This window comes from Actinomycetospora rhizophila, from assembly GCF_042657905.1.
Classification (GTDB): Bacteria; Actinomycetota; Actinomycetes; order Mycobacteriales; family Pseudonocardiaceae; genus Actinomycetospora; species Actinomycetospora rhizophila.
Map to the genome: position 1 here is coordinate 98,529 of NZ_JBHSKG010000002.1, position 24,280 is coordinate 122,808.

The window sequence follows — 24,280 nt, forward strand, 5'->3', positions numbered from 1 at the left end:
CGAAGTTCGCTCACGTGACTAGGGGCGGGAGAGCTTCAGCAGCTCCTCGCGGTCGACGACCTTGACGCGCGGGCGCCCGTCGGGCTCGCCGCGGCCGCGCTCGTGGGCGTCGATCGCCTGCCAGCCGGCCTGGTCGACGAGGTCGGGGCAGCGGTCGCGCAGCCAGGTCTCGACGGACTCGCCGTGGTCCGCGGGACGGTCGACCGGCTCCCGCTCGGCGAGGTCGGCGACCAGGTGGCGGACGGTCTCGTTGGCGTCCTTCTTGTTGGTGCCGATGATCCCGCTGGGCCCGCGCTTGATCCACCCGACGACGTACTCGCGCCGGTGGTCGTCACCGTCGATGCGGCCCTCGGTGTGCGGGACGGTGCCGGTGTCGTCGTCGAACGGGACGCCGGGCAGGGCCAGTCCGCGGTAGCCCACCGCGCGCAGCACCAGGCCGGTGGGGACGGTCTCGCGCTCGCCGGTGTCGACGGCGCGTGTGCGGCCGTCCTCGCCGGTCTCGAGGCGGTTGACGCCCAGCACGATCTCCTCGACGCGCCCGTCGCCGCGGATCTCCACCGGCGAGCGGTAGAAGCGGAACTCCATGCGGTGGCGCGCGCCCGGGTCGGGCTCGTGCGCGGCGAACCCGCGCAGGATCTCCAGGTTGCGGCGGGTGGCCTTGGGGAGGGTGTCGTCGTCGGCGATGTCGGCGGGGACCTGCCCGGGGTCCGCGACGACGGCGAGATCGTCGATGTCGGTGAGCTCGCGCAGCTCGGTGGTGGTGAAGGCGGCCTCGCGCGGACCGCGCCGCCCGCAGATCACCGCCTCGCGCACGCTCGAGCCGACGAGGGCGTCGAGGGCGTGGTCGGCGGTGTCGGTGGCGCGCAGGTCGGCCTCGGGGAGCAGGAGCATGCGGGCGACGTCGAGAGCGACGTTGCCGGCGCCGATCACGACGGCACGCTCGGTGTCCAGCGCGGGCGCGAGGTCGACGTAGTCGGGGTGGCCGTTGTACCAACCGACGAAGTCGACCGAGGCGATGCTGCCGGGCAGGTCCTCGCCGGGGATGCCCAGGCGGCGCTCGGTCTGCGAGCCGACCGCGTAGATGATCGCGTCGTACCGCTCGAGCAGCTCGTCGCGGGTGATGTCCTCGCCGAGACAGACGTGCCCGAAGAACCGGAACCCCTCGCGGGCGGCCGTCTTGTCGTACTGGGACGACACGGACTTGATCTTCGGGTGGTCCGGCGCCACCCCCGCGCGCACCAGCCCCCAGGGCGTGGCCAGCCGGTCGAACATGTCCACCCGGACGTCGGGTTCCGCGTCGAGCAACGCGGCCGCGGCGTAGAACCCCGACGGCCCGGAACCGACGACGGCGACGTGGTGGGGTCGCGTCGTGTGATTCTCCACCGGATCATCGTGGCCCACCCGGACGCAGGCCGCACCCATCCGTCACGCCCTGCCGAACACGGTCGCCACTCGCCACGCCGGGCGCGACACGCCGCCGGACAGGTGATCCCGAGTCGGGGCGTGGCTCGATCACGCCTCGGTCGAGTGGTCACTCCATGGGCTCATCGAGCGCGAGATCGCGGCGTCACCAGGGCTAACGTCGCCGGCGATGATCAGCGACGAGCACGGCGCGCTCGACGACGCACCGGCCGGTGGCGCGCCCTGGCGCCACGGTCGGGACGTGCTCGACGACTACGCCATCGGAGGAGCGTGCGCGGACGTCCTGTCCGAGGAGCTCGCCGACGACCTCGTCAACGAGCTCGTCGGGCTCGTCGGCAGCGGGCGGACCCGCCGTCCGCGGCGCAGCCCGCACCCCGGGACGCGGCCCGGCCCGCAGCCGAGCCGCCCCGCGGTGACGCCGCCGTCGATCCGGCCGCGGCTGGTGCTGGTGCGCGGCGGCGCGAGCTAGTCAGTCCTTGACGGCGACCAGGACCAGATAGGTCAGGTCGTGGCCGGCCATGCTCCGGCGATGGCGGAAGCTGCGCCGCACGAGCGTGCGGGTCCGGTGCGCGGACTCGCTGGTGGCCTCGAGCATCGCCTCGACGTCGGTGATGTCGTGGTCCTTCTCGCCGCCGGCCAGGGTCAGCGCGAGGAACGACCCGGGCGGGAACGCGTCCCACAGCTGCGCCAGCGAGTCGACGGGCACGTGGCCCTCGCCGACCGCGCCGGCCGCGACGAGGGCGGTCAGGCGCTCCTCACCGACCATCGTCGTCACCTGGTCGACGTCGAGGCGCTCGCCGACGAGATAGTGCTGGTAGAGCCCGGGCCGGTCGCGGTGCGCGGCGTCGCGGGCCTCCGGGATGCCGTCGGCGCCCGCGACGACGGTGACGCCCCGCGCGCGCAGCTCGTCGCCGACGACGCCGTTGCCCGCGCCGAGGTCGAAGGTCCGCAGCTCGGCGGGGTCGCGTCCCTCGGTCGACGCGGCCTCCACCAGGGCGGCGGCCAGCGTCTCGGGTGACGCGCACTCGAGGCGGCGCTGCACGACCTCCTCGTAGAGCCCGGGGACGGCGTACACCCGGGCGTAGTCGTGCAGCGTGATCCGCTCGTCGGTGCCGTCGGGGTGGTGCAGGACGAACTCCTCCTGCGCCTGGCGGCGCCCCGGGGTCGTGTCGAGCTCGACGCTCCACCCGGCCGTGGGCTGCTCTGCTGTGGCCATGCGGAGCATCATGCCGGGACCGGCGGCTCCGCCGCTGTGGCGAACGTCCCCGTCCGGAGCGTGTGGCCTGGCTCCCCCTGCTGTTGGCCGGGGGTCCGGCGTCGGTCACTCTCGGTGGGGTCAGGTCACGCGTCGACGTCGCCGCTGCGCACGACCCGGGCCGGCCGGAGACCTCCGGCCGCCGCAGGGAGGTCCGTCATGAGCGCCGTACCCGCTCACTCGCCCGTCGCCCAGCTGATGCGGCCGGGCACGCGTCCACCGCACGCCGACGTCCCGGCCGACGCCCGGGAGCACGCGATCACTGTCGTCTGTCACCTCCTGCACGCCGAGTGCGCGCAGTGGAGCTGGACCGCCCACCGTCCCGACGCGCACCGGCGCGAGGCCGTGCGCATCGTCGGTGCTCTCACCCGGGAGGGGTGGGCTCCCGCCACCGCCGCCTGAGCGGGCGTGCTGGTAGGGCCGGACGGCCGGTAGATTCCTGCTCCGATCGGCCCTCACCGGGCCGCGAAGGGGTGGGCATGGCCATCGAGGTGGACGGCGTCGAGCTCCACGAGACGTCGCGGGGGTCCGGCGCCGCGTGGCGCTGGAGCTCGCACGGACCCGATCCGATCGACTACGAGATCCAGTGGGTCGAGAACAAGGACACGTTCCTCTACGGCACCCGCGTGCGCCCGGGCGGCTGGAACCTCTCCCAGCTCGACCCCAACACCTGGGTCGGCGACGGGACGCTCGAGGGTGCCCGGGACATGGTCAAGCGGGGGCTGCCGACGCTGCCGCGCTGACGCGGCCAGGGACGAGAGAACGGCGCCGTCGCTGCCTCGCGAGCAGCGACGGCGCCGTTCGTTTCGCCGTGCGGGTGAGGGCCCTCAGCTGCTGCTGCCGCCGAGGACACCGGCCTCGCCGAGCTTCGCCATGACCGCGTTCGGGCCGTCGAACTGGTCCTTGTCGAGGCCCTTGATGGTGTCGACCAGCTGCTGGTCGGCGCCGTTCGAGCTCGCGTGGTCGGCCAGCTCTTGGGGGCCGCCCGGGTAGTCGAAACCGGCGAGCGACTTCTGTACCTGCGTGACGTCGTAACCCATGGGTCGCGGGTCCCCACCGGACCCGCCGGACAACCACCCGACACACTCACGATTCGTGGCCCCGTTCCCCGCCGTCGTGTTCGACCTCGACGGCACGCTGACGCTCCCCGGCACCTCGCGCCCGGCGCCCGGGGTGGTCGCGCTGGTCGAGGGGCTGCACGCCGCCGGGGTCGACCTGGCGGTGGCCACGTCGGCGAGCACCGCGGTGGCGCGCCGCGTCCTCGACGACCTCGGCCTCCGCGGGTGCTTCGCCGCCGTCGCCGGGCGCGGGGTCGACGGACGCTTCGAGGGCAAGGAGGCGGTGGTCGGCGAGGCGCTGCTCGGGCTCGGCCTCACCGTCGCGGCGCCCGGCACCCCGATGCTGGGCGACGCCCCCGGTGACATGGCGGCGGCGGTCGCGCACGGCCTCGTGCCCGTCGGCGTGGCCTGGAGCGGGGCGCGCGAGGACGCCCTGCGCGCGGCCGGGGCCACGGCGGTGCTGCATCGCCCGGACGAGCTGTGGGCGCTCGGGGCATCCTGAACCCGTGCCCCGCTGGGTCCTGCACCTCGACCTCGACTCGTTCTTCGCGTCCGCGGAGCAGCTGACCCGCCCGACGCTGCGCGGGCGCCCGGTGCTCGTCGGCGGCCTCGGCCCGCGCGGGATCGTGGCCGGCGCGAGCGGCGAGGCGAAGGTGTCCGGCGCCCGGTCGGCGATGCCGATGGGGCAGGCGCGCCGGCTGTGCCCGCACGCCACCGCGCTGCCCCCGCGCACCGCGCTCTACCGCGTGCTCTCCGAGCGCTTCTTCGGCGTCGTGCGGGCGTGGGCGCCGGTGCTCGAGCAGATCGCCTACGACGAGACCTTCGCCGAGCCCGAGGCCCTCGCCGACGCGGACGCCGACGACGTGCGCGCCTTCGCCGAGAAGCTGCGGGCGGAGGTCCGCGCGGTCACGGGGCTCGCGGTGTCGGTCGGCGCGGGGTCGGGCAAGCAGGTCGCCAAGATCGCCTCCGGGCTGGCCAAGCCGGACGGCGTCCACGTCGTGGTCCAGGGCGGCGAGCGGGCGCTGCTCGACCCCTTGCCGGTGCGCGCGCTGTGGGGGATCGGGCCGGTCGCCGAGGCCACCCTGCACCGCAGCGGCGTCGAGACCGTCGCCGCGCTGGCCGCCATGGACGCCACCGACGTCACCGGGCTGCTCGGCTCCGCCGTCGGCACCGGGCTGCACCGCCTGGCCCGCGGGCTCGACGACCGCCCGCTGGTCGAGCGGGGCGAGGCCAAGCAGGTCAGCGCGGAGACCACGTTCGACGAGGACCTGTCGAACCTCGACGCCGTCCGCACCGCGGTCGCCGAGCTGGCCGAGGGCGCCCACCGCCGCCTGGTCGCCTCGCACCGGGCCGCGCGCACGGTCAGCGTGAAGATCCGCAGCGCCTCGTTCGGCACCACGAGCCGCGCCGAGACCCACGCCGACGCCACCACCGACCTCGCCACGCTCACCGACACCGCCCAGCGCCTCGCCGTCGCCGCCCTCCCCGACGCCGGCGTGCGCCTGGTCGGCGTGTCGTTCTCCGGGCTCACGACCGCGGTGCAGGAGGCGCTGTTCCCCGGCACGCCGGCGCCGGTCGCCGCGCCGGCGCCGGCACCCGAGCCCGAGAGCGACCCCGAGCCGGCCCCGAGCCGCGAGTGGCGCACCGGCGACGACGTCGCCCACCCCGAGCACGGCCACGGCTGGGTGCAGGGCAGCGGGCACGGCCGGGTCACCGTGCGCTTCGAGACCGCGAGCAGCGGGCCGGGACGCGCGCGCACCTTCCGCGCCGACGACCCGGCCCTGACCCGCGCCGACCCCGTGGACAGCCTCAGCTGAGCGCGGCCGCCACCAGCAGCCGCGCCGCACCCTCCGTCGCGGCCGGTGCCCCGGGCGCCGCGGCGACGGCGTGGGTCACCAGCGCGCCCTCGTGCAGGACGAGCAGCTGCAGCGCCAGCGCGTCCGGGTCGGCGACGCCCGCCCGGGCGAGCTCTGCGGCGAAGAGTGCGCGCAGCCAGCGCTTCTCGTCCTCGATGACGGCCCGGGCCGGGTGGTCGGGCTCGTCGAGCTCGGCGAAGGCGTTGACGAACGCGCAGCCCCGGGACGGGGCCTCGGAGACCCACTCCGCCAGCACCGCGAACGGCGCCAGCGCGCGGCGCACCGGCTCGTTCTCCGCCTCGACCGCCGCGGTCACCCGCGCGCGCCAGCGCTCGTCGCGCGCCGCCAGGTACGCCGCGACGAGCGCGTCCTTGGAGCCGAAGCGGTCGTAGAGCGTGCGCTTGGTGACGCCGGACTCCGCGGCGATCGTGTCCACCCCGACCGCGTGGATCCCGTGCGCGTAGAAGAGCTCCGAGGCGACGTCGAGGATGCGCCGCGCCCCGGGGGTCAGTGCCGTCATCGGACCTCCCTTGCCTTCACAGGTCTGTGAACATACTCTGCGGTCGCCGGAGTTCACAGACCTGTGAAGTCGGAGGAGCCATGTCGACCATCCCGGACGCGATGCAGGCCGCGGTGCTGACCCGGCACGGCGGGCCGGAGGCGCTCGAACTGCGGACCGTGCCGGTGCCCCGGCCCGAGCGGGGCGAGGTGCTGGTGCGCGTCACCGCGGCCGCGCTGAACAACACCGACCTCTGGACCCGTCGCGGCGCCTACGGGCTGCCCGGCGACCCGGACGCCCTCGCCGGCTGGCGGGGCCCGATCACCTTCCCGCGCATCCAGGGCGGCGACATCGCCGGCGAGATCGTCGCGCTGGGCGAGGGTGTCGACGCGGCGCGGTCCGGGCGGAGGGTCGTCGTCGACAACGCGTTCTACGACGGCGACGGCCCCGACGCCGGCCCGATCGGGCTGCTCGGCAGCGAGGCCGACGGCGGCTTCGCGCAGTACGTCGTCTGCCTCGACGAGCGCGCCCACGACGTCGGCGCCTCCCCGCTGACCGACGAGGAGCTCGCCTGCCTCCCCGTCGCCTACGGCACGGCGGCCGGGATGCTCGCGCGCGGCCGGATCGGGGCGGGCGAGACCGTGCTGGTGACGGGAGCCTCCGGCGGCGTGGGGCTCGCCGCCGTGCAGCTCGCCACGGCCCGGGGAGCGCGCGTCGTCGCGCTCACCGCGCCGGGCAAGGAGGAGGCGCTGCGCGAGGCCGGCGCGGCGGACGTGGTGCTGCGCGGCGCGGAGCCGCGGGCGGTGGCCGACGCCGTGGCGGACGCCGCCGGCAGCCCCCTCGACGCCGTCGTCGACGTCGTCGGCGGGCCGCTGCTGCCCGCCCTGCTCGACCGCATCCGCGACGGCGGCCGCTGGGTGATCGCCGGGGCGATCGGCGGCCACACCGTGGACCTCGACCTGCGCCGGCTCTACCTGCACAACGTCGCCCTGGTCGGGTCGTCGATGCACACCCCGGCGTACTTCGCCGAGCTCGTCGCCGACGCGGTCGCGGGCCGCGTCCGCCCGCGCATCGCCGCCCGCTACGCCCTCGCCGACATCCACGCCGCGCAGGAGGAGTTCGCGGCCTCGGGCTACGTCGGCAAGATCGTCGTCGTGCCGTGATCAACGGGGACTTCGCGCGCGTAGAAGCAGCGAACCGCCCGTTCGCTGCGACTCAGGCGAGCCCGGACGGCGCGTGCGCGAAGGCGGCGCGCAGCTCGTCGACGAAGTCGCGGGGGACCTCGAGCGAGGCGAAGTGGCCGCCGCTGGGCAGCGCGTTCCAGTGCCGCAGGTCGGTGTAGCGCGCCTCGACCCAGGCGCGGGGCAGCTTGACCATCTCGGCGGGGAAGTACGACACGGCACTCGGGACGGTGACGGGCGCAGTGACGTCGACGCCGCCGAAGCTCTCCCAGTACAGGCGCGCCGACGACGCCCCGGACCCGGTCAGCCAGTAGATCGTCGCGTTGTCGAGCACGCGGTCGCGCGGCACGCCGCCGAAGCCGTCGCCGTCGGTCCAGGCGACGAACTTCTCGGCGACCCACGCGAGCTGGCCGGCCGGGGAGTCGACGAGCCCGTAGCCCAGCGTCTGGGGCCGGGTGCGCTGCTGGGCCGAGTAGCCCGACCCGAGCTTGCGGAACTCCTCGCTCTGGGCGAGCCAGCGCCGCTCGGTCTCGTCGAGCTGCGCGTCGTCGAAGCCCTCGGGGCGCGCGGCGCGGGGCATCGTCGTGTGCATCATCGCCACGCGGTCGGGGTGACGGACGGCGAGCGCCGTGGTGATCATCGCGCCCCAGTCGCCGCCCTGGGCGAGGAAGCGGTCGTAGCCGAGGCGTGACATCAGCGCGGCCCAGGCGTCGGCGATGCGGTCGACGCCCCAGCCGGCCTCGGTCGGCTTGTCGCTGAACCCGTAGCCGGGCAGCGACGGCGCGACCACGTGGAAGGCCGGCAGGGTGTCGTCCCCGGGGTCGGTCAGGGCGTCGAGGACGTCCAGGAACTCGATCACGGACCCGGGCCACCCGTGGGTGACGAGCAGTGGCTGTGCGTCACTTCGCGGTGACCGAACGTGCAGGAAGTGGATGCCGAGACCATCGATCGCGGTGCGGAACTGACCGTGTCGGTTGAGCTCGTCCTCGACCCGGCGCCAGTCGTGCTCCTCGAGCCACGCGCGGCACAGCTCGGTCACCGCGTCCAGCCCGATGCCCTGCCCGGGATCGGTGGCCGGCTCCGGCAGTCGGACGCGGCGGAGGCGTTCGCGCAGGTCAGTGAGTTGCTCCTCGGGGACGTCGAGGACGAACGGCACGACCTCGTTCGACGGATTCCCGGCAGGAACGGGTGCGTCAGCGGCCACGAGACCGCACCGTATCCATCCGCGGGCGGGCCCGCCGAACGATCCCGATCAACAGGTCCGAACGCATGGCGACTCGACACGCCGACGGCTGGTCTTCGTGACCCGAACGAGCCAACTTCGCGTCGAGGTGTCACACGGGGCCCCATGGTGGCGATGCACGAGGTGGAGGTGATCAGCGTGCTGAACGATCGATCGGCGGCTCTGCTCGCGGCGGCGGCGGACCTGGACGAGTGCGACGGTTACGTCGTGCTGGTGTTCGACCCGGAGACCGGTGAGCTCGACGCGCACGGACCGTACGAGGGCGTCGAGGCGACCATCCGGGCGGAGGAGATGCGCAGCGAGTTCGACGGCGACGGCCTGCCGGACGTGGTCATTCGCATCTCGCGGCTCCACAGTCCCCGCTGAGGGGTACACGTCCGTCGGACACCGGTGTCGACGGACGGGAGAGCACGCGGATGGCGACGGGACGCACCGTTCGGGAGGCCTCGCTCGAGGTGTTCCGGGCCCACGGCATGACGACCGTGTTCGGCAACCCGGGGTCCACCGAGCTCCCCATGCTCTCCGAGCTCCCCGACGACTTCCGCTACGTGCTCGGCCTGCAGGAGGCCGCGGTCGTGGGCATGGCCGACGGCTACGCCCAGGCCACCGGGCGTCCCGCACTGGTCAACCTGCACACCGCGCCCGGCGTGGGCAACGCGATCGGGGCCCTGGTCAACGCGGCCGCCAACGGCGCGCCGCTGGTCGTCACCGCCGGACAGCAGGTCCGGCCCATGCTCAACCTCGAGGCGCTGCTCACCAACCCGGACGCGACGACGCTGCCGCGCCCAACGGTGAAGCTCTCCCTCGAACCGGCCCGCCCGCAGGACGTCCCCGCCGTGCTGGCCCGTGCGATCCACGCCGCGAGCACCCCGCCGTGGGGCCCGGTGTTCGTGTCGATCCCGATGGACGACTGGTCCGCCGAGCTCGACCCGACCACCGAGGCGACCGACCTCGTCACCGCCCGCCGGGTGCACCAGCGCGCCGCGCCCGACCCGGTCGGACTCGACGCCCTCGCCCTGGCCCTCGACGGCGCCCGCGCGCCGGCGCTGGTCGTCGGCGGCGACGTCGACGCCACCGGCGGCTTCCACGACGCGGTCGCGCTCGCCGAGCGCACGGGCGCCGCCGTGTTCGCCCCGCCGGTCGAGGGTCGCGTCGGCTTCCCCACCGACCACCCGCAGTTCCAGGGCGCGCTGCCGATGGCGATCGCCCCGCTCGCGCAGGCGCTCGAGCCCTTCGACGTCGTCCTGGTGATCGGCGCCGCGGTGTTCCGCTACTACCCGTACGTGCCCGGGCCCTTCCTGCCCGCGGGCACGCGGCTGCTGCACGTCACCGCCGACGCCGACCAGGCCACCCGGGCGCCGATGGGCGACGCGGTCGTGGCCGACCCCGCGCTCACGCTGCGGGCGCTGCTCGAGCGCGTCGGCCCGGGCCCGTCCGACCGGGCGGCGGCGCCCCGGCCGGCGGCGCTCGCGGCGCCGCGGTCGGGCGGCGACGGGCGGCTCAGCGCCGAGGAGGTGTTCAGCGTCCTCGCGCAGGAGTGGCCCGAGGACGGCGTGCTCGTCAGCGAGGCGCCGTCGCACCGCGGCACGCAGCAGGCGCGCCTGCCCGTCAGCCGGCCGGGCAGCTCGTACTTCACCGCCTCGGGCGGGCTGGGCTTCGGGCTCCCGGCCGCGGTCGGCGTGGGGCTCGCGGAGCCGTCGCGCCCGGTGCTCGCCGCGATCGGCGACGGCTCGCTGCAGTACTCCGTGCAGGCGCTCGCGACCGCGGCGGCGCTGCAGGTCCCGGTCACCGTGCTCGTCCTGGACAACCGCGAGTACGCGATCCTCAAGTGGTTCGCGTCGCGCGAGCAGACGCCGAAGGTGCCCGGGCTCGACCTGCCCGCGATCGACCACCTCGCGCTCGCGCAGGCCTACGGCGTCCCGGCCGAGAGCGTCGGCAGCGTCGAGGAGCTGCGCGCGGCCGTGCGCCGCGGGTTCGCCGGGCCGGGGCCGCGGCTGGTGCACGTGCCGGTGCCGCCGTCGTCGTCTTGACCTCGACCTTCCTCGAGGTCCGATCGTGGTCGCCATGGCGGCGGTCACCGAGCACCGAAATCGACAAGAGCCGTGTCGGACCCCCGGCGTAGCGTCGCGATGGCGTCCGCCGAACGGTTCGGCGCACGGGGGAGGACCATCGGTGAGCACGCAGACCACCACGCGACCGTCGGGCGGGCCGGAGGCCGACGAGGCCGCCCCGGCGGTCGAGGTGGCCGATCTGGTCAAGCGCTACGGCCGCAGCACGACCAACGCGGTCGACGGCCTGAGCTTCGCGGTCCGGCGCGGCGAGGTGTTCGGGCTGCTCGGCCCCAACGGCGCGGGCAAGACGACGACCGTCGGCATCCTCACCACGCGGGTGCGCAAGACGGCGGGACGCGCGACGGTCGCGGGCATCGACGTCGCCGCCGACCCGGTCGGTGCCCGGGCGGTGCTCGGCGTCGTCCCCCAGCGGCCCAACCTCGACCGTTCGCTCGACGCCCGGGGCAACCTCGTCTGGCACGCCGCGTACCACGGGGTGCCGCGGGCGCGGCGCCGCGCGCTGGCCGACGAGCTGCTCGAGCGGATGGGCCTGCTCGACAAGGCCACCACCAACCCCGACGAGCTCTCCGGCGGGCAGGCCCAGCGCCTGATCATCGCCCGCGGCCTCATGCACGCCCCGCAGGTGCTCTTCCTCGACGAACCCTCCACGGGGCTCGACCCGCAGGCGCGGCTGTTCGTGCACGACCGCGTCGTCGAGCTCGCCGCGTCCGGGGTCACGGTCGTGCTCACCACCCACGACATGGACGAGGCGGCCAAGCTCGCCGACCGGGTCGGCATCGTCGACCACGGGAAGCTGCTCGCGCTCGACTCGCCGTCCGGGCTGGTCGCGGGCCTGCCCGGCGAGGCCACCATCGACCTCGTGCTCAGCGGGGCGGACGTCGCCGCGGTGCAGGGGCGCATCAAGGAGGTCCGCGGCGTCGCCGGGGTGGAGGACCGTTCCGACGAGTCCGCCACGCAGCTGCGGGTCCGTGCCGACGGCGAGGCCGGCGCGGCGCTCGCGCCGGTGCTGGGCGCCGTGGCCGACGCCGGCGCGACGGTGTCCCAGGTCGAGCTCGGCGAGCCGACGCTGGAGGACGTGTTCATCGACCTGACGGGGAGGGGGCTGCGGTGAGTGCGCCGACGGTGGTGAGCGGGAAGGGCCCGGGCCAGGCACGCGCCTTCCTCGGGGTGCTGGGCCGCGACATCGCGGTCACCGGCAAGGAGTTCGGCAGCTTCATCAGCCAGGTGCTGATGCAGCCGTTCTTCCTGCTGTTCGTGTTCGGGGTGGTGCTGGGGCAGCTCGGCTACGTCACTCCGGGCTACGCGCAGCTGCTGCTGCCCGGGCTGCTGGCGCTCAACGCGTTCTTCGTCGCCGTGCAGGCCACCGCGATCCCCTTGGTGATCGACTTCTCGTACACCAAGGAGATCGAGGACCGCCTGCTCGCGCCCCTGTCCACCCGTCTGGTCGCGGTCGAGAAGATCGTGTTCGGGGCGTCGCGGGGCCTGTTCGGCTCGCTCGTCATGATCCCGGTCGGCTACATCGTGCTCGACGAGGTCAACTGGGTGCTGTCGGGCCTGCCGTTCGCGGCACTGCTGCTCGTGCTCGGCTCGCTGTCCGGCGGCGCCGCGGGGCTCGTCCTCGGCACGCTGGTGTCGCCCCGGAAGATCAACGTGGTGTTCGCGCTGGTCGTCACGCCCCTGCTGTTCACGGGCTCGACGCAGTTCCCGTTCCTCCAGCTCGAGAACCTGCGCTGGTTCCAGGTGATCTGTGCGCTCAACCCGATCACCTACGTCTCCGAGGGGCTGCGCGGCGCGCTGACGCCCGCCGTGCCCCACCTCGCGGGCTGGGTCTGCCTGCTCGCGCTCGTCGCGTCGTGCGCGATCTTCGGCGCGATCGGCATCCAGGGGTTCCTGCGGCGGGCGCTCGATTGAGCCCGACGGCCTTCGCGGCGCTGGTGCACCGGCTGGAGGAGACGCTGCCCGCCGGCGTCCTCGACGGCCTCCCCGACCGCCCCGAGGTCGGCGAGCCGGGGACGCTGCCCGTCCTGGCCCACCTCGACGACGCGCTGGCCCGCGCCGGCGAGGAGGTCGACGCCGAGCTCGCCGACGTCCTGCGTCCGCTGGCCACCACCGTGCCGTGGCGCCAGACCGCCGCCTACGTCGCCGACCCGCCCGACGCGTCGTTCCTCGACCTCTACGCGCACGCGACGCTCGCCGAGGCGCCGGACGTCGCGGCCGGGCTCGTCCTGCTCGGGCCCGGCGTGCGCTACCCGCCGCACCACCACCCGGCCGAGGAGTTCTACCTGCCGGGCGGGACGATCCGGTGGGTGCACGGGCGGGACGAGGCGCCCGCCCCCGAGCCGGCCGGGACGCTGATCCACCACGCGCCCTGGCAGCCGCACGGGATGTGGACCGGCGAGCGCGCGGTGCTGCTCGTCTACGTGTGGACCGGTGCGGTGGGGACGCCCTCCGCGTTCTGCTGATCGGGGGTACGCGTCCCGATCGTCCGGGTAGGCCCCGATCATGCGACACCAGGAGTTCCTCGCGGGCGTGGCCACCCGAGGTGGCTTCGTCCAGACCGACGACGCCCGCCGGGCGGCCGACGCCGTGCTCGCGACCGTGGCCGCGCACCTGCCCGCCGACGACCGCGACGCGCTCGCGGACGCCCTGCCGAACCTGCTGGAGCAGGAGTCCGGCGTCGACCGTCAGGCCGACGGCGGCACCCCCTCCGAGGCGGGGCTCGTCGACGAGGTGGCGCGGCGCACGGGATGGACCGCCGAGCGCGCCCGCTACGCGCTGACCGCCGTGACCGGTCAGCTCCAGGCCGAGGACGGCGACGTCGGCGCCCGGATCACCCGCATCCTGCCGCCCTCGCTGCTCGGCGCGGGGCCGACGCAGCCGCCCGACGCCGCGTCCGAGGCCGCGCAGGGCCGCCCGCAGCCGGTGGACGACGACGAGCTCGCGCGGACGCTGCAGCAGCGGCTCACGGCGTGGGCGGGCGACCGCGCCGGCATCGAGCGCACCGTCTCGCTCCCGTCCGAGCAGCTCGACCTGCTGCTCGAGCGCCTGCGCGCCGTCGAGCACGAGACCGGCCAGCGCCTGCGGATCGTCGAGCGCACCCCGACCTCGCTGACCGTGCGCGCCCGCACCGAGCGCCACGAGGTCGTCACGGCCGGCGACCTCGACCTGGCCGGCCGCTTCGACGAGCTGGTCGCGAGCGCCTGATGCTCCGCACGTGAGTGTTCTGGGTCGCCAGGGCGACCCAGAACACTCACGTGGGCCGCAGGCCCCTCACACCACCGAGAAGCCCGGGGGCAGCGGGGCGCGACCGGTGAGCGCGTCCAGCAGCGCCGGCCCGTGCCCGAGGCGCACCGCGGTGCGCGCGAGCACCGTCGCCACCTGCGTCACCGTGTGCTCGGTGAACGCGACCGCGAGACCCGTGGCCACGGCGATGTCGTGGCCGTGCACCACGAGCTCGACGGTGCGCGTGGGCACGTACGACGCCACCCGCACGCCGCCGGCGATCGACGAGATCAGCGCGTCCGGGTCGGCGGCGCGGGCGGCCGCGACGGCCCGCTGTGCGAGCGCCGCGAACGCTGCCGCCGGCTCGTCGCCGAGCGCCGCCCCGGCGTCGCGCCCGCGCTGGGCGACCGCCGCCCGGTCGATGCCCTCGCCGGTCATCGCCGGGATGAGCGCGTAGTACCCCTCGGGCGAGTCGATGTCCTCGGTGTCGGCCGGCCGCTCCAGGTAGGTCAGCACGGTGACGAACGCCCGGCTCGTGTGCCCGACCAGCGCGCGCAGGTCCCACTCGCCGAGCCCGGGCCCTTCCCATGCGTCGTCCGGGATCCGTGCCACCAGCCCGCTGACCGCCTGCGCCGCCTCGGCGTACCCCTCCAGCATGTGAGCGATTTTCGGGGCTATAGCCCCGAAAATCACTCACATAGGGAGGTCAGGCGATCAGCTTGGCGGCGATCTGGGCGAGGCGGGTGCCCTGGACGCGGGCGGCCTGCAGCGCCGCGTCGTCCGGCGCCGCCGACTTCCGCGACACCCACGACGCTCCGTACGGGTTGCCCGACGACATCAGCGACGGGTCGGCGGCGTAGCCGAGCGGCATCACCAGCGCGCCCCAGTGGTAGAGCACGTTGTTCATCGACAGGATCGTCGCCTCGAGCCCGCCGTGGCCGGTCGAGGCGCTGGTGAACGACGTCCCGACGAGGCCCGCGAGCTTGCCCTGCGCCCACAGCCCGCCGGTGGTGTCGAGGAATGCCTTGAGCTGCTCGGCGCTGTTGCCGAAGCGGGTCGGGCTCCCGAGCGCCAGGCCGTCGGCCCACTCCAGGTCGTCGAGCGAGGCGAGCGTGTCGTACGGGTTGTCCTCGACCCACGCCTTCCAGCGCCGGTTGGCCTCGATCGCCTCGGCGGGGGCGCGCTCGGCGACCGGGCGCACGCGGGTCTCGGCGCCCGCCTCGCGGGCACCCTCGGCCAGCGACTCGGCGAGCGCGGCCACGTTGCCGGTCGCGGAGTAGAAGACGACGGCGATGCGGGGAGCGCGGTCGCTCACGGGTCCTCCCGGGTCGTGTGGAGCCCCGATCATGGCCCGTGCGGACGAGGCGGGCTGCGCGGGGTCGGGCCGGGGTATCGGTGCCGACTCGGTTCTGATCGCTCCACGCACCCCGGGAACGGCGCCGACGGGGGAGGATGTGGCCGTGACGAGGGGCGAGCTGCGGGCGCGTCCGGGGACGCCCGACGCCCCGGGCGCCGACGCCGCGGGCCCGCGCGGACTCGTCGCGCTCTACCGCCGGCTCTCGGGGCTCGTCGCCGCGCCGTCGGTCGACACCCAGGCCGTGGCGACGGTGATGGCCGGCGAGCTCGGGGTGCTCGCCGCCGTCGTCGGGCCGGGCGGCGAGGTGCTGGCCGCCGCCGCGCCCGGGATGGGCATCGCCGAGGCCGCCGCCCTCGTGCGCGCCGACGCCCGCAGCGCCGTGTGGCCCCGGACCCTCGAGATGGCCGCCACCGTCGGCCGGGCCCTGCGCATCCCCGGGCCCGGGCGCCGGGTCCAGGTCGTCGCGCCGGTGCTCTTCGGCCGCGAGGTGCCCGCGTTCCTGCTGGCCGAGGAGGACACGGCGGCGCGCGACCGCCCCGAGGCCCTCGCGGGCGACGACGTCCTGCTGCTCGTCGCCGAGCACGCCGCGACGGTCGTCGGCGTCATCGCCGGGCGCGACCGGGTGCTCGCCACCGCCGCGGGCCAGGTGCGCGGCGACCTCGTGTCCGGGCTGCTGCTCGACCGTGCCCGCGACGCCGACCAGGCCGCCCAGTGGGCCGAGCACGTCGGTTACGACCCGGGCGTCGAGCACCGCGTCGTGGTCGTGTCGCCCGACGACGACGGCGCCTACGGCGCGGGGCCGGCGAGCCTGCTCGGCGAGGCGGAGGAGCACCTGCTCGCCGCCGCCCCGTCCGCGCTGACCGTCGTGCGCGACACCGAGACCGTCGCCGTCGTGCCCGAGACCGCCGACCCGGCCGCGGTCGGCGCCACCTGCGCGCGGCGCCTCGCCCGCGGCCGCGTGCCTGACCCCGACGCGCTGTGGCCGGTCACGGTGGCCGTCGGCGGCACCGTGCGCGCGGCGTCCGAGATCGCGACCTCCTACGACCAGGCGCGCCGCACCCTCGTCGCCGCCCGCCGGCTCGGGCGCGCCGGGCGCGTGCTGCGCTTCGACGACCTCGGCGTGCACCGCCTGCTGCTGCAGATCCCCGACCCCGAGGCCGCCCGCACCTTCGCCCGCGAGGTGCTCGGGCGCCTCGCGACCGACCGCTCCGAGCGCACCGTCGAGCTGCTGCGCACCCTCGCGCGCTACTTCCGCGAGGACGGCAGCCCGCAGCGCGTCGCGCGGGTGCTCAACGTCCACCCGAACACCGTCGGCTACCGGCTGCGGCGCGCCGAGGAGCTGTCCGGCCTCGACCTCGACGCCTACCGCGACCGGCTCGCCGCCCAGATGGCACTGGAGATCCTCGGGGAGATGGAGGCGTGAGCGAGTCGTTCACCGAGGCGCTCGGGCGCCGCGTCCTGCTCGGCGACGGCGCGATGGGCACCCTGGCCCGCGCGAGCGGCGGGCTCGTCGAGGGGCACGGCGCCGAGCTGTGCGTGATCGCCCCCGAGCTGGTGTCCGCGCTGCACGAGCGCTACCTCGCGGCCGGCGCCGACGTCCTGCAGACCCACACCTTCGCCGCCTCGCGGCCCCGCCTCGAGCGCCACGGCCTGGCCCGCCGCGTCCGCGAGATCAACCTCGCCGGGGCCCGCCTCGCCGCCGACGTGCGCGACGCCGCCGGGCGCCCGGCCTGGGTGGCGGGCTCCGTGTCGCCCGCGACACCGCCGGGGCTCGCGGTCCCGGTCGAGGAGGCGCGCGCGGCCATCGCGATCCGCGAGCAGGTCGAGGCGCTGGTCGAGGGCGGCGTCGACCTCATCGTGCTCGAGACGTTCAGCCGTGCCGGCGAGCTGCTCGCCGCGATCCGCGCGGTGCAGGAGGTCACCGACCTGCCCGTCGTCGCGCAGGCGACGTTCGTCGACGAGGACGGCGACCTGCTGACCGCGGCGGGGGAGTCGCCCGCCGAGGTCGTGGCGCGCCTGGCCGACGCCGGCGCGGTCGCGGTCGGCACCAACTGCACGCTCGGGCCGCAGGGGCTGCTCGACGTCGTGCGGCGCATGGGCCCCACCGGCGGGCCGGCCCTGTCCGCCCAGCCGAACGCCGGCCTGCCCCACGTCGTCGCCGACCGCAGCGTGCGGTTCGCGGGCGACGCCGAGCACTTCGCGCGCTACGTCCTGCGCTACGTCGAGGCCGGCGCGCGGCTCGTCGGCGGCTGCTGCGGCACGACCCCGGAGCACACCGCGGCCGCGGCCCGCGCGCTGACCACCCACGACGCGTGGTCCCCGCCGACCACCCCGCGTGTCGTGCCCGCGCCGCGCGTCGCCCCCGACCCCGAGCCCGCCCCCGACGAGGAGCCCGACGAGCCGGTCACTGGCCCCGGCCGCGGGGCCGTCGACCGCTGGCTGCGCGGGCGCCCGGGGTCGCGCGGGTTCCTCGTCGCCGCCGAGGTCGCCGGGGCCGGCGGCCCCGAGGAGCACCTGGCGCGCGCCCGGCGGGCGGTGTCGGGAGGCGCGTCCGTGCTGTGGGTCAGCCGGCCCCGCGCCCGCCGCGCCACCACGAGCACCACCGGCCTCGCGGTGCACCTGCACGACCGCATCGACGTCGACACCGCGCTCACGGTCACGAGCTGGCAGACGAGCCTGCTCGCCCTGCAGGCCGACCTGCTCGGGCTGCACGCGCTGGGCGTCCGGACGCTGGTGTGCGAGACGGGCAACCCGCCGGTGCACGCCGAGCAGGCCGTCGGCGACGGCGTGTGGGAGGTCGACGGGCTCGAGCTGCTGCGCCTGGCCGCCGACCTCAACCGCGGCTCCGACGCCGACGGCGTGGAGGTCGGTGCGGCGACCGCGTTCCGGCTCGGGGCGCGCGTCACGCCGGGCGCCGACGACCTCGAGCACGAGGCCGAGCGGGCCGTGGCGAAGGTCGAGGCGGGGGCGGAGTTCCTCGTCACGCGGCCGGTGTTCGAGCTCGAGCGGCTGCGGACGGTCCTCGACGCCCTGGGGGCGGCGGGCCGGAGGGTGCCGGTGCTGGCGTCGGTGGGCGCGCTGACGGGCTACGCCCAGGCCGAGCACCTGCGCCACGAGGTGCCCGACGTCGTGGTGCCCGACGCGGTGGTCGAGCCGATGCGGCGGGCCGGCGACGGCCCGGACGCGGCGCGCACGGGCCTGGCGCTGGCGGCCGAGCTGGTCGCCGAGGCGGCCACGCTGGTGGAGGGCGTCGTCGTGCGCTGGCCGGGGTCGGCGGTGCCGGGCCTGGACCCGACGACCGCCGTGACCCGGCTGCGCGCCGCCGCCGACGGGGCCGACGGGGCGCGCGTCAGGCGCTGACGGCCTCGCGCTCGACCGGCTGCGGGGCGGCGTGCAGCACCGGCGCGTGGGAGGCGCCGCGCAGGCGGGCGACGGTGGCCCGCAGGTACGCGACCTCGCGGGTCAGCGAGGCGATGGTCTCGCCGTCGAAGTCGTAGGACATCTCGCGGGGCATGACCACGACACCGCAGCAGGGGCACGTCGTCGGGTTCATATCCGGGTCACCTCGGGAGCTCGGTCGGCGCCTGCGGGCCGCCGAGTGGACCCGCTCGCCGTCCAGTCTTCGGGCCGCGACCCCGGCGGGGCACTGTGCCCGCCCACAGAGATCACGACGGCGCCGTTGTGGCCCGGCACAGCGTCGGCCGCCGGTTCCCCCGGACGGCCGATGTCAGGCGTCCTCGACGAGCCGATCGCGCCAGGCGTCGAGGTCGGCGTCGGGCACGCCGGCGTCGCGCAGCGGGTCCCGCGGGTCGTCGTCGAGGAGGTCGAGCACGGGCTCGATGTGCTCCGGGGTGACGCCGACCCGGCTCGCCTCGACCGACGGGTCCAGCGCGCCCTGCGCCACGAGCCGGTCGCGCAGCGCGGCGCGGTGCTCGTTGGTGGCGGCGAAGTCGGCGGCCACGGTGGCGCGGTCGACGCCGGCCGCGCGCAGCAGCAGCGCGACGGCCACGCCGGTGCGGTCCTTGCCGGCCGCGCAGTGCACGAACAGCGGCCCGGGCCCGTACGCGGCGACGCCGACCAGCTGGGGCAGCCACGCCTCGCCGATCGTCTCGACGAGCAGCAGGTAGAGCTCGCCGGCGTCGAGCTCGCCGCGCTTCCCGCGGGCCTGCGCGGCGGGGGCCAGCGACGCGATCAGCGGCAGCGACGTCAGCTCGGCGCCGAGGGCGGGCAGCGGGTGCACCGCCGGCAGCTCGGTGGGGTTGCGCAGGTCGACGACGCTGCCGGGCGGCCACGCGAGGCCGCCGGGCCCGCGGGTCTCGTCGCCCTCGAGCGGGGCGTCGCCCCGCCACAGGACACCGGGGCGGGTGCGGCCGCCGTCGAGCGTCGGCAGCCCGCCGACGTCGCGGAGGTTGGCGAGCCGGGGGTGGTGGGGGACGACCAGGTCGGGGGTGGACTGATCCGTGCGCGTGGCCGGCACCGCGTGTCTCCTTCGGCTGGGACCTCCATGGTCCCGCGCGCCGCGCTCTTCCTCTGCCGGTCGTAGCGGAGGTCACCCGCGCACGCGGGAGGACGCGAGGGCAGGGTGGATCCCATGGCCGACGCCGAGGCGCTCATCCTGCGCGCGCCCCTGCCCTCCGACGAGCCGGTGGCCCGCGCGGCCCAGGCCGCGCTCGCGGCGGACGGGTTCGACTTCGGGCTGCGCCCCGACGGCGAGCCCTGGCTGGCCTACCTCGACCGGCTCGACCGCGAGCACCGTGGCGAGGACCTGCCGCCGGGACGGGTCGCGAGCACGTTCCTCTACGCCGAGGTCGACGGGCGCGTCGTCGGGCGGGCGTCGATCCGTCACACGCTCACCGACACGCTCTGCGTCGAGGGCGGTCACGTCGGCTACGCCGTGCTGCCCGCCGAGCGCCGGCGCGGCTACGCCACCGCGATCCTGCGCCGCAGCCTGGAGATTCTCCGCGCCCGCGGCGTCGGGCCGGTGCTCGTCACGTGCCGTGAGGACAACCCCGGCTCGCTCGAGGTGATCCGCCGCTGCGGCGGCGTCCTCGACCCGGGCTGGCCCTCGTCGCGGCCCGACGGGGACGCGGGCGCCCCGCTGCTCCGGTTCTGGATCCCGCCGGCCTGAGCGGAGCTCCAGCCGACCCGTGTCCCGAGGACACGGGTCGGCACCAACTTCCCAACACCCTCGCCAATCGTCCACTCTGGGTTGACGAATCCACCTATCGTCAACCTAAGGTGGACGCATGCCAGACACGCCCGCGACCCCGGTCCGTCTCGACGACCTCATCAACGCGATCACGTCGGTGCACTCCGACACCCTCGAACAGCTCCAGGACGCCGTGCTCGCCGCCGAGCACCTCGGCGAGGTGGCCGACCACCTCATCGGCCACTTCGTCGACCAGGCGCGCCGGTCCGGCGCGTCCTGGACCGACATCGGCAAGCGCATGGGCGTCACCAAGCAGGCCGCCCAGAAGCGCTTCGTGCCCAAGGGCTCCGGCGAGGAGATCGACTTCGAGGAGGGCTTCGGTCGCTTCACCCCGCGCGCCCGCAACGTGGTGGTGAAGTCGCAGGAGGAGGCCCGCTCCGCCGGCAACGCCGAGATCACCCCGGCGCACCTCGCGCTCGGCCTGCTCCACGAGCCCGAGTCGCTCGCGGTGCTGACCATGAAGGAGCTCGGGGTCTCGCCCGAGACGGTGCGGCGCACGCTCGTCGAGCAGCTGCCGGCGCGCTCCGACGAGATCGGCGCGCTCATCCCGTTCGACGGCGCCGCCAAGAAGGCGCTCGAGCTGACCTTCCGCCAGGCCCTGCGCCTGGGCCACAACTACGTCGGCACCGAGCACGTCCTGCTCGCGCTGCTCGAGCAGGAGGACGGCGCCGGGACCCTCACCGGCCTCGGGCTGGGGCGCGACGCCGTCGAGGGGCAGGTCGTGCGGACGCTGTCGATGCTCTCCGGCGCGCCGCAGGACCCCGGGGCGACTCAGACCCCGTAGATCCGCGAGGGCGTCACGAGCACCGCGGCCCGGCGCTCGCGCGCCATCGTCGCGTCGTACTCCACCCAGTCGTCGTGCCGCCCGCCGGCGGCGGTGAACACCTCGCGCAGCAGGGCCGGGACGTCGTCGACGCCGGTCAGCGGGTCGTCCGGCCCCGCGATCTCGGTGGTCCCCTCCACCGTGGTCCAGCGCCAGCCGGCCCGAACGGTGACCGTCATGTGCGGCCGCGCGCGGAGGTTGGCGAGCTTGACCGACCCGCCCGCCGCGACGAGCGCGACGATCGGGGTGCCGTGGCGCGGGTGGTCCATCGCGCCGGCGTTGACCACCGACGACTGGATCGAGCCGTCCGCCCGGGCCGTCGACACCACGACCAGGAAGTGCTCGCCGGCGGCCCGCTCGCGGAAGTCGTCGAGGTCCATGCGGCGAGCCTGGCACGCGGTCAGCCCAGGGCGAAGCCGAAGGGCAGCTCGAGGCGGTGGGCGGCGAGGAAGTCGGCGTCGGCGAGCAGGTCGCGGGTCGGGGCGTCGGCCACGACCACGCCGCCGTCGATCACCACCGAGCGCGGGCAGAGCTGCAGGGCGTAGGGCAGGTCGTGGGTGACCATGAGCATCGTCCGGTCGAGCCCGAGCAGCACGTCGGCGAGCTCCCGGCGGGCGACCGGGTCGAGGTGGGTCGACGGCTCGTCGAGCACGAGGATCTCGGGGTCGCAGGCGAGCACCGTGGCGAGCGCGGCGCGCCGGCGCTGGCCCCCGGAGAGGTGCATGGGCGAACGGTCGGCGAGCTCGGGGATCCCGACCGCGTCGAGCGCCTGCTTGACCCGCAGCGACAGCTCGGGCTCGGTGACCCCGAAGTTCGCCGGCCCGAAGGCGACGTCGTCGGCGACGGTGGGCATGAACAGCTGGTCGTCGGGGTCCTGGAATACGATCCCGACCCGGCGGCGGATCTCCTGGACGTTCTCGCGGGTGACCTCCAGCCCGCCCACCGCGACCCGGCCCGCGCCCGCCCGGTGCACGCCGTTGAGGTGCAGCACGAGCGTCGTCTTGCCCGCCCCGTTCGGGCCCAGCAGCGCGACGCGCTCGCCGCGCTCGATGCGCAGGTCCACGCCGAACAGGGCCTGGTGGCCGTCGGGGTACGCGAAGGCCAGTCCGGAGACCTCGAGGCTCGCGATCATCGGTCGAGCTCCGCTCCGCTTCGTCTCCCGTCGGTCACCAGGCCCAGTATCCGGACACCGCCAGCAACGCCGCGGCGACGGCGGGGAGCAGCGCCACCGACCAGGTCGCCGTCGAGGCCGACGCCGTGGTGAACGCGGGCATCGCGCCGGTGTAGCCGCGCGACAGCATCGCCAGGTGCACGCGCTCGCCGCGCTCGTAGGAGCGCAGGAACAGCGCGCCCACCGAGCGCACGGTCGCCCCGAGCTGCCACACGAAGCGGGGGTCGTGGCCGCGCGAGATGCGGGCCAGGCGCATCCGCCGGGCCTCGGCCACGATCACCTCGAGGTAGCGCAGCATCAGCGTCGCGATGACGCACACCATCGCGGGCACCCGCAGCCGCGAGAGCCCGGAGACGAGGTCGCGCAGCGGGGTGGTGGCCGCGAGGGTCACCGAGACGAGGACGCCGAGCGTGCCCTTGACCAGGATGTTCCAGCCGGCGAGGAGCCCGTCGACCGACAGCGACATGCCCCACCACTCGACGCGCGGCCCCTCGGCGAAGAACGGCAGCAGGACCGCGAGCACCACGAACGGCGCCTCGATCAGCGCGCGCGTCGCGAGCCAGCCCGGCGGGATGCGCGCGGCGACCCACACGCCGACGAGCAGCAGGAACTGCAGCCCGAAGACCGCGAACGCCTCGCGCGGCGTCGCCACCACGGCGAGCACGAACAGGAACGCGACGACGATCTTGACGTGCGCCGGCAGCCGGTGGACCACCGAGTCGCCGGGGCGGTGCAGCGGGTGCGCGTGGCCGGCGCCCACCTAGTCGACCCGGCTCGTCGTGTCGTCGCGCGACCGGCGCCGCAGCAGCCAGAACAGCCCGCCCGCGACGACCAGCGTGACCAGCACGCCGACGACCCCGGCGACGCCCGTCGTGCCCTCGCTGCCGCCGACGGTGTAGTCGGCGAGCGGGCTCGCGGCGGTGGCGTGCTCACCGGCGTTCTGCGCGATGCAGGTCCCGCCGACGGGCTCGCCGGCCTCGTCGAGCTCGCAGCCCGTCTGCGTCACCGCGTCGAGGCCGTCGGGGCTGCTGCTCGCCGCGTAGGACACGACCCCGGCCAGCAGCAGGGCGACGACGAGGAAGCCGGCGTAGAAGGCGAGCGGCAGCTTCTTCACGCGTTCGCTCCCTTGATGGTCAGCGTCGGCGCGGCGGACCGCGTCAGGTAGACGAGGTCGGGGCGCACCGAGGCGACGGCGCCGACGGTGAGCGCGGTGATGATCCCCTCGCCGATCCCGATCAGCGCGTGGAAGCCGCTCATCAGGCCGAACACCGTGCCGAGCGCGAGGCCCTGGCCGCCGATCGCGTACTCGAGGACGAAGCCGAGCGAGGCGACCACGGTGTTGACCCAGGCCGCGACGAACGCCGTGGCGATCAGCCCGCCGCGGCTGCGCACGGCGATCCGGCGCATCGCGACCGCGACCCCGTAGCCGACGAACGTGCCGATGAGGGCCATGTTCGTGATGTTGGTGCCGAGCGCGGAGAGCCCGCCGTCGGCGAAGAGCAGCGCCTGCAGCAGCAGGACGATCGACACACAGACGGCGCCGACGTAGGGCCCGACGAGGATCGCGCAGAGCGCGCCGCCGAGCAGGTGCCCGCTGACCCCGGGGAGGACCGGGAAGTTCAGCATCTGGACCGCGAACACGAACGCCGCCACCAGACCGGCCATCGGCGCGGTGCGGTCGTCGAGGTCGCGGCGCGCGCGGGCGACGCACACGGCGAGACCGAGCACGGCGACGACACCGAAGACGATCGACGTCGGCGCGTTCACGATCCCGTCGCTCATGTGCATGGCGACGAGGTCGGTGGGTTCCACGGGTCCCCCCACGGATGCGGGCACGTCCACCCGGACGGGTGGCCGCAGAACAGTGTGTCGCAGGGGATCGGCTGTCGCACTACTCCTGCGACAACCGATT

General features: G+C 75.4%; 30 protein-coding genes. 16 read left to right on the forward strand and 14 right to left on the reverse strand.

Annotation, left to right across the window (positions count from 1 at the left end):
- Positions 1 to 18: 18 nt before the first annotated feature.
- Positions 19 to 1,383: an FAD-dependent oxidoreductase gene (locus ACFPK1_RS04255; protein ID WP_378019662.1), complete on the reverse strand. Its 1,365-nt coding sequence runs from the start codon at positions 1,381 to 1,383 to the stop codon at positions 19 to 21.
- 208 nt (positions 1,384 to 1,591) lie between these two features.
- Here ACFPK1_RS04255 and ACFPK1_RS04260 point away from each other — a divergent pair, with 208 nt between their 5' ends.
- Positions 1,592 to 1,891 carry a hypothetical protein gene (locus ACFPK1_RS04260; protein ID WP_378019663.1) on the forward strand — a complete coding sequence of 100 codons (300 nt, stop codon included), beginning with the start codon at positions 1,592 to 1,594 and terminating at the stop codon, positions 1,889 to 1,891.
- On the opposite strand, the gene ACFPK1_RS04265 is transcribed toward ACFPK1_RS04260, so the two are convergent.
- Complete coding sequence (locus tag ACFPK1_RS04265) at positions 1,892 to 2,638, reverse strand: class I SAM-dependent methyltransferase (RefSeq protein WP_378019664.1); 747 nt, start codon at positions 2,636 to 2,638, stop codon at positions 1,892 to 1,894. It abuts the gene before it with no gap.
- Between the two features lie 198 nt (positions 2,639 to 2,836).
- On the opposite strand from ACFPK1_RS04265, the gene ACFPK1_RS04270 reads away from it, so the two are divergent.
- Both ACFPK1_RS04270 and ACFPK1_RS04275 read left to right on the forward strand, forming a co-directional pair.
- Positions 2,837 to 3,079, forward strand: coding sequence for a hypothetical protein (locus ACFPK1_RS04270; protein WP_378019665.1), 243 nt, complete (start codon positions 2,837 to 2,839; stop codon positions 3,077 to 3,079).
- Between the two features lie 77 nt (positions 3,080 to 3,156).
- Complete coding sequence (locus ACFPK1_RS04275; RefSeq protein WP_378019666.1) at positions 3,157 to 3,420, forward strand: hypothetical protein; 264 nt, start codon at positions 3,157 to 3,159, stop codon at positions 3,418 to 3,420.
- An 84-nt stretch (positions 3,421 to 3,504) separates the two neighbouring features.
- Here ACFPK1_RS04275 and ACFPK1_RS04280 read toward each other — a convergent pair whose 3' ends face one another.
- Complete coding sequence (locus ACFPK1_RS04280) at positions 3,505 to 3,717, reverse strand: DUF2795 domain-containing protein (protein ID WP_378019667.1); 213 nt, start codon at positions 3,715 to 3,717, stop codon at positions 3,505 to 3,507.
- Positions 3,718 to 3,772: 55 nt separating this feature from the next.
- Between ACFPK1_RS04280 and ACFPK1_RS04285 the strand changes: the two genes are divergently transcribed.
- Both ACFPK1_RS04285 and ACFPK1_RS04290 read left to right on the forward strand, forming a co-directional pair.
- A complete protein-coding gene (locus tag ACFPK1_RS04285) occupies positions 3,773 to 4,237 on the forward strand; it encodes an HAD family hydrolase (protein ID WP_378019668.1) in 465 nt (154 codons plus the stop codon).
- A 4-nt stretch (positions 4,238 to 4,241) separates the two neighbouring features.
- Positions 4,242 to 5,552, forward strand: coding sequence for a DNA polymerase IV (locus tag ACFPK1_RS04290; RefSeq protein ID WP_378019669.1), 1,311 nt, complete (start codon positions 4,242 to 4,244; stop codon positions 5,550 to 5,552).
- On the opposite strand, the gene ACFPK1_RS04295 is transcribed toward ACFPK1_RS04290, so the two are convergent.
- Positions 5,545 to 6,111, reverse strand: a complete 567-nt coding sequence (locus ACFPK1_RS04295; RefSeq protein WP_378019670.1) for a TetR/AcrR family transcriptional regulator — start codon at positions 6,109 to 6,111, stop codon at positions 5,545 to 5,547. The two genes, ACFPK1_RS04290 and ACFPK1_RS04295, sit on opposite strands and share 8 nt — an antisense overlap.
- A gap of 80 nt (positions 6,112 to 6,191) precedes the next feature.
- On the opposite strand from ACFPK1_RS04295, the gene ACFPK1_RS04300 reads away from it, so the two are divergent.
- The gene (locus ACFPK1_RS04300; protein ID WP_378019671.1) at positions 6,192 to 7,253 is read left to right on the forward strand and encodes a zinc-binding dehydrogenase; all 1,062 of its coding nucleotides are present in this window, start codon (positions 6,192 to 6,194) and stop codon (positions 7,251 to 7,253) included.
- 52 nt (positions 7,254 to 7,305) lie between these two features.
- Here ACFPK1_RS04300 and ACFPK1_RS04305 read toward each other — a convergent pair whose 3' ends face one another.
- A complete protein-coding gene (locus ACFPK1_RS04305; protein ID WP_378019672.1) occupies positions 7,306 to 8,475 on the reverse strand; it encodes an epoxide hydrolase family protein in 1,170 nt (389 codons plus the stop codon).
- A gap of 144 nt (positions 8,476 to 8,619) precedes the next feature.
- Between ACFPK1_RS04305 and ACFPK1_RS04310 the strand changes: the two genes are divergently transcribed.
- The 6 genes from ACFPK1_RS04310 to ACFPK1_RS04335 all read left to right on the forward strand — a co-directional run bounded on the left by ACFPK1_RS04310 (position 8,620) and on the right by ACFPK1_RS04335 (position 13,790).
- Positions 8,620 to 8,880 carry a hypothetical protein gene (locus ACFPK1_RS04310; RefSeq protein ID WP_378019673.1) on the forward strand — a complete coding sequence of 87 codons (261 nt, stop codon included), beginning with the start codon at positions 8,620 to 8,622 and terminating at the stop codon, positions 8,878 to 8,880.
- Positions 8,881 to 8,930: 50 nt separating this feature from the next.
- Entirely contained in the window at positions 8,931 to 10,544 is a 1,614-nt protein-coding gene (gene mdlC / locus ACFPK1_RS04315) for a benzoylformate decarboxylase (protein WP_378019674.1), read from the forward strand.
- A gap of 142 nt (positions 10,545 to 10,686) precedes the next feature.
- Positions 10,687 to 11,697 carry an ABC transporter ATP-binding protein gene (locus ACFPK1_RS04320; protein WP_378019675.1) on the forward strand — a complete coding sequence of 337 codons (1,011 nt, stop codon included), beginning with the start codon at positions 10,687 to 10,689 and terminating at the stop codon, positions 11,695 to 11,697.
- On the forward strand, positions 11,694 to 12,497 hold the full coding sequence (locus ACFPK1_RS04325) for an ABC transporter permease (RefSeq protein WP_378019676.1): 804 nt from the start codon (positions 11,694 to 11,696) through the stop codon (positions 12,495 to 12,497). The genes ACFPK1_RS04320 and ACFPK1_RS04325 overlap by 4 nt, the downstream gene beginning before the upstream one ends.
- Positions 12,494 to 13,048, forward strand: coding sequence for a dimethylsulfonioproprionate lyase family protein (locus ACFPK1_RS04330; protein WP_378019677.1), 555 nt, complete (start codon positions 12,494 to 12,496; stop codon positions 13,046 to 13,048). The genes ACFPK1_RS04325 and ACFPK1_RS04330 overlap by 4 nt, the downstream gene beginning before the upstream one ends.
- A gap of 40 nt (positions 13,049 to 13,088) precedes the next feature.
- Complete coding sequence (locus tag ACFPK1_RS04335) at positions 13,089 to 13,790, forward strand: DUF2267 domain-containing protein (protein ID WP_378019678.1); 702 nt, start codon at positions 13,089 to 13,091, stop codon at positions 13,788 to 13,790.
- 66 nt (positions 13,791 to 13,856) lie between these two features.
- On the opposite strand, the gene ACFPK1_RS04340 is transcribed toward ACFPK1_RS04335, so the two are convergent.
- Positions 13,857 to 14,465 (reverse strand): maleylpyruvate isomerase N-terminal domain-containing protein, encoded by a 609-nt coding sequence (locus tag ACFPK1_RS04340; protein WP_378019679.1) that lies wholly within the window; start codon positions 14,463 to 14,465, stop codon positions 13,857 to 13,859.
- 49 nt (positions 14,466 to 14,514) lie between these two features.
- Positions 14,515 to 15,123, reverse strand: coding sequence for an NAD(P)H:quinone oxidoreductase (gene wrbA, locus ACFPK1_RS04345; protein ID WP_378019680.1), 609 nt, complete (start codon positions 15,121 to 15,123; stop codon positions 14,515 to 14,517).
- Between the two features lie 145 nt (positions 15,124 to 15,268).
- Between wrbA and ACFPK1_RS04350 the strand changes: the two genes are divergently transcribed.
- Positions 15,269 to 16,588: a PucR family transcriptional regulator gene (locus ACFPK1_RS04350; RefSeq protein ID WP_378019681.1), complete on the forward strand. Its 1,320-nt coding sequence runs from the start codon at positions 15,269 to 15,271 to the stop codon at positions 16,586 to 16,588.
- Positions 16,585 to 18,525 (forward strand): homocysteine S-methyltransferase family protein, encoded by a 1,941-nt coding sequence (locus tag ACFPK1_RS04355; protein ID WP_378019682.1) that lies wholly within the window; start codon positions 16,585 to 16,587, stop codon positions 18,523 to 18,525. Before ACFPK1_RS04350 ends, ACFPK1_RS04355 begins: the two co-directional genes overlap by 4 nt.
- Here the strand turns inward: ACFPK1_RS04355 and ACFPK1_RS04360 are convergent.
- Together ACFPK1_RS04360 and ACFPK1_RS04365 are read right to left on the reverse strand one after the other, a co-directional pair.
- Entirely contained in the window at positions 18,515 to 18,718 is a 204-nt protein-coding gene (locus tag ACFPK1_RS04360) for a hypothetical protein (RefSeq protein ID WP_378019683.1), read from the reverse strand. The genes ACFPK1_RS04355 and ACFPK1_RS04360 overlap by 11 nt on opposite strands.
- Positions 18,719 to 18,892: 174 nt before the next feature.
- Positions 18,893 to 19,642, reverse strand: a complete 750-nt coding sequence (locus ACFPK1_RS04365) for a tyrosine-protein phosphatase (protein ID WP_378019684.1) — start codon at positions 19,640 to 19,642, stop codon at positions 18,893 to 18,895.
- A gap of 114 nt (positions 19,643 to 19,756) precedes the next feature.
- On the opposite strand from ACFPK1_RS04365, the gene ACFPK1_RS04370 reads away from it, so the two are divergent.
- Positions 19,757 to 20,293, forward strand: a complete 537-nt coding sequence (locus ACFPK1_RS04370) for a GNAT family N-acetyltransferase (RefSeq protein ID WP_378019685.1) — start codon at positions 19,757 to 19,759, stop codon at positions 20,291 to 20,293.
- Between the two features lie 118 nt (positions 20,294 to 20,411).
- Positions 20,412 to 21,158, forward strand: coding sequence for a Clp protease N-terminal domain-containing protein (locus ACFPK1_RS04375; protein ID WP_378019686.1), 747 nt, complete (start codon positions 20,412 to 20,414; stop codon positions 21,156 to 21,158).
- On the opposite strand, the gene ACFPK1_RS04380 is transcribed toward ACFPK1_RS04375, so the two are convergent.
- From ACFPK1_RS04380 to ACFPK1_RS04400, 5 genes are read right to left on the reverse strand one after another with little or no spacing between them, the layout of a single operon-like run.
- The gene (locus ACFPK1_RS04380; protein WP_378019687.1) at positions 21,146 to 21,577 is read right to left on the reverse strand and encodes a pyridoxamine 5'-phosphate oxidase family protein; all 432 of its coding nucleotides are present in this window, start codon (positions 21,575 to 21,577) and stop codon (positions 21,146 to 21,148) included. The genes ACFPK1_RS04375 and ACFPK1_RS04380 overlap by 13 nt on opposite strands.
- A 20-nt stretch (positions 21,578 to 21,597) precedes the next feature.
- Positions 21,598 to 22,329, reverse strand: a complete 732-nt coding sequence (locus ACFPK1_RS04385) for an energy-coupling factor ABC transporter ATP-binding protein (RefSeq protein ID WP_378019688.1) — start codon at positions 22,327 to 22,329, stop codon at positions 21,598 to 21,600.
- A gap of 34 nt (positions 22,330 to 22,363) precedes the next feature.
- Positions 22,364 to 23,128, reverse strand: coding sequence for a cobalt ECF transporter T component CbiQ (cbiQ, locus tag ACFPK1_RS04390; RefSeq protein WP_378019689.1), 765 nt, complete (start codon positions 23,126 to 23,128; stop codon positions 22,364 to 22,366).
- On the reverse strand, positions 23,129 to 23,482 hold the full coding sequence (locus ACFPK1_RS04395; protein ID WP_378019690.1) for a PDGLE domain-containing protein: 354 nt from the start codon (positions 23,480 to 23,482) through the stop codon (positions 23,129 to 23,131).
- Positions 23,479 to 24,156, reverse strand: coding sequence for an energy-coupling factor ABC transporter permease (locus tag ACFPK1_RS04400; RefSeq protein ID WP_378020256.1), 678 nt, complete (start codon positions 24,154 to 24,156; stop codon positions 23,479 to 23,481). Before ACFPK1_RS04400 ends, ACFPK1_RS04395 begins: the two co-directional genes overlap by 4 nt.
- Positions 24,157 to 24,280 lie beyond the last annotated feature (124 nt).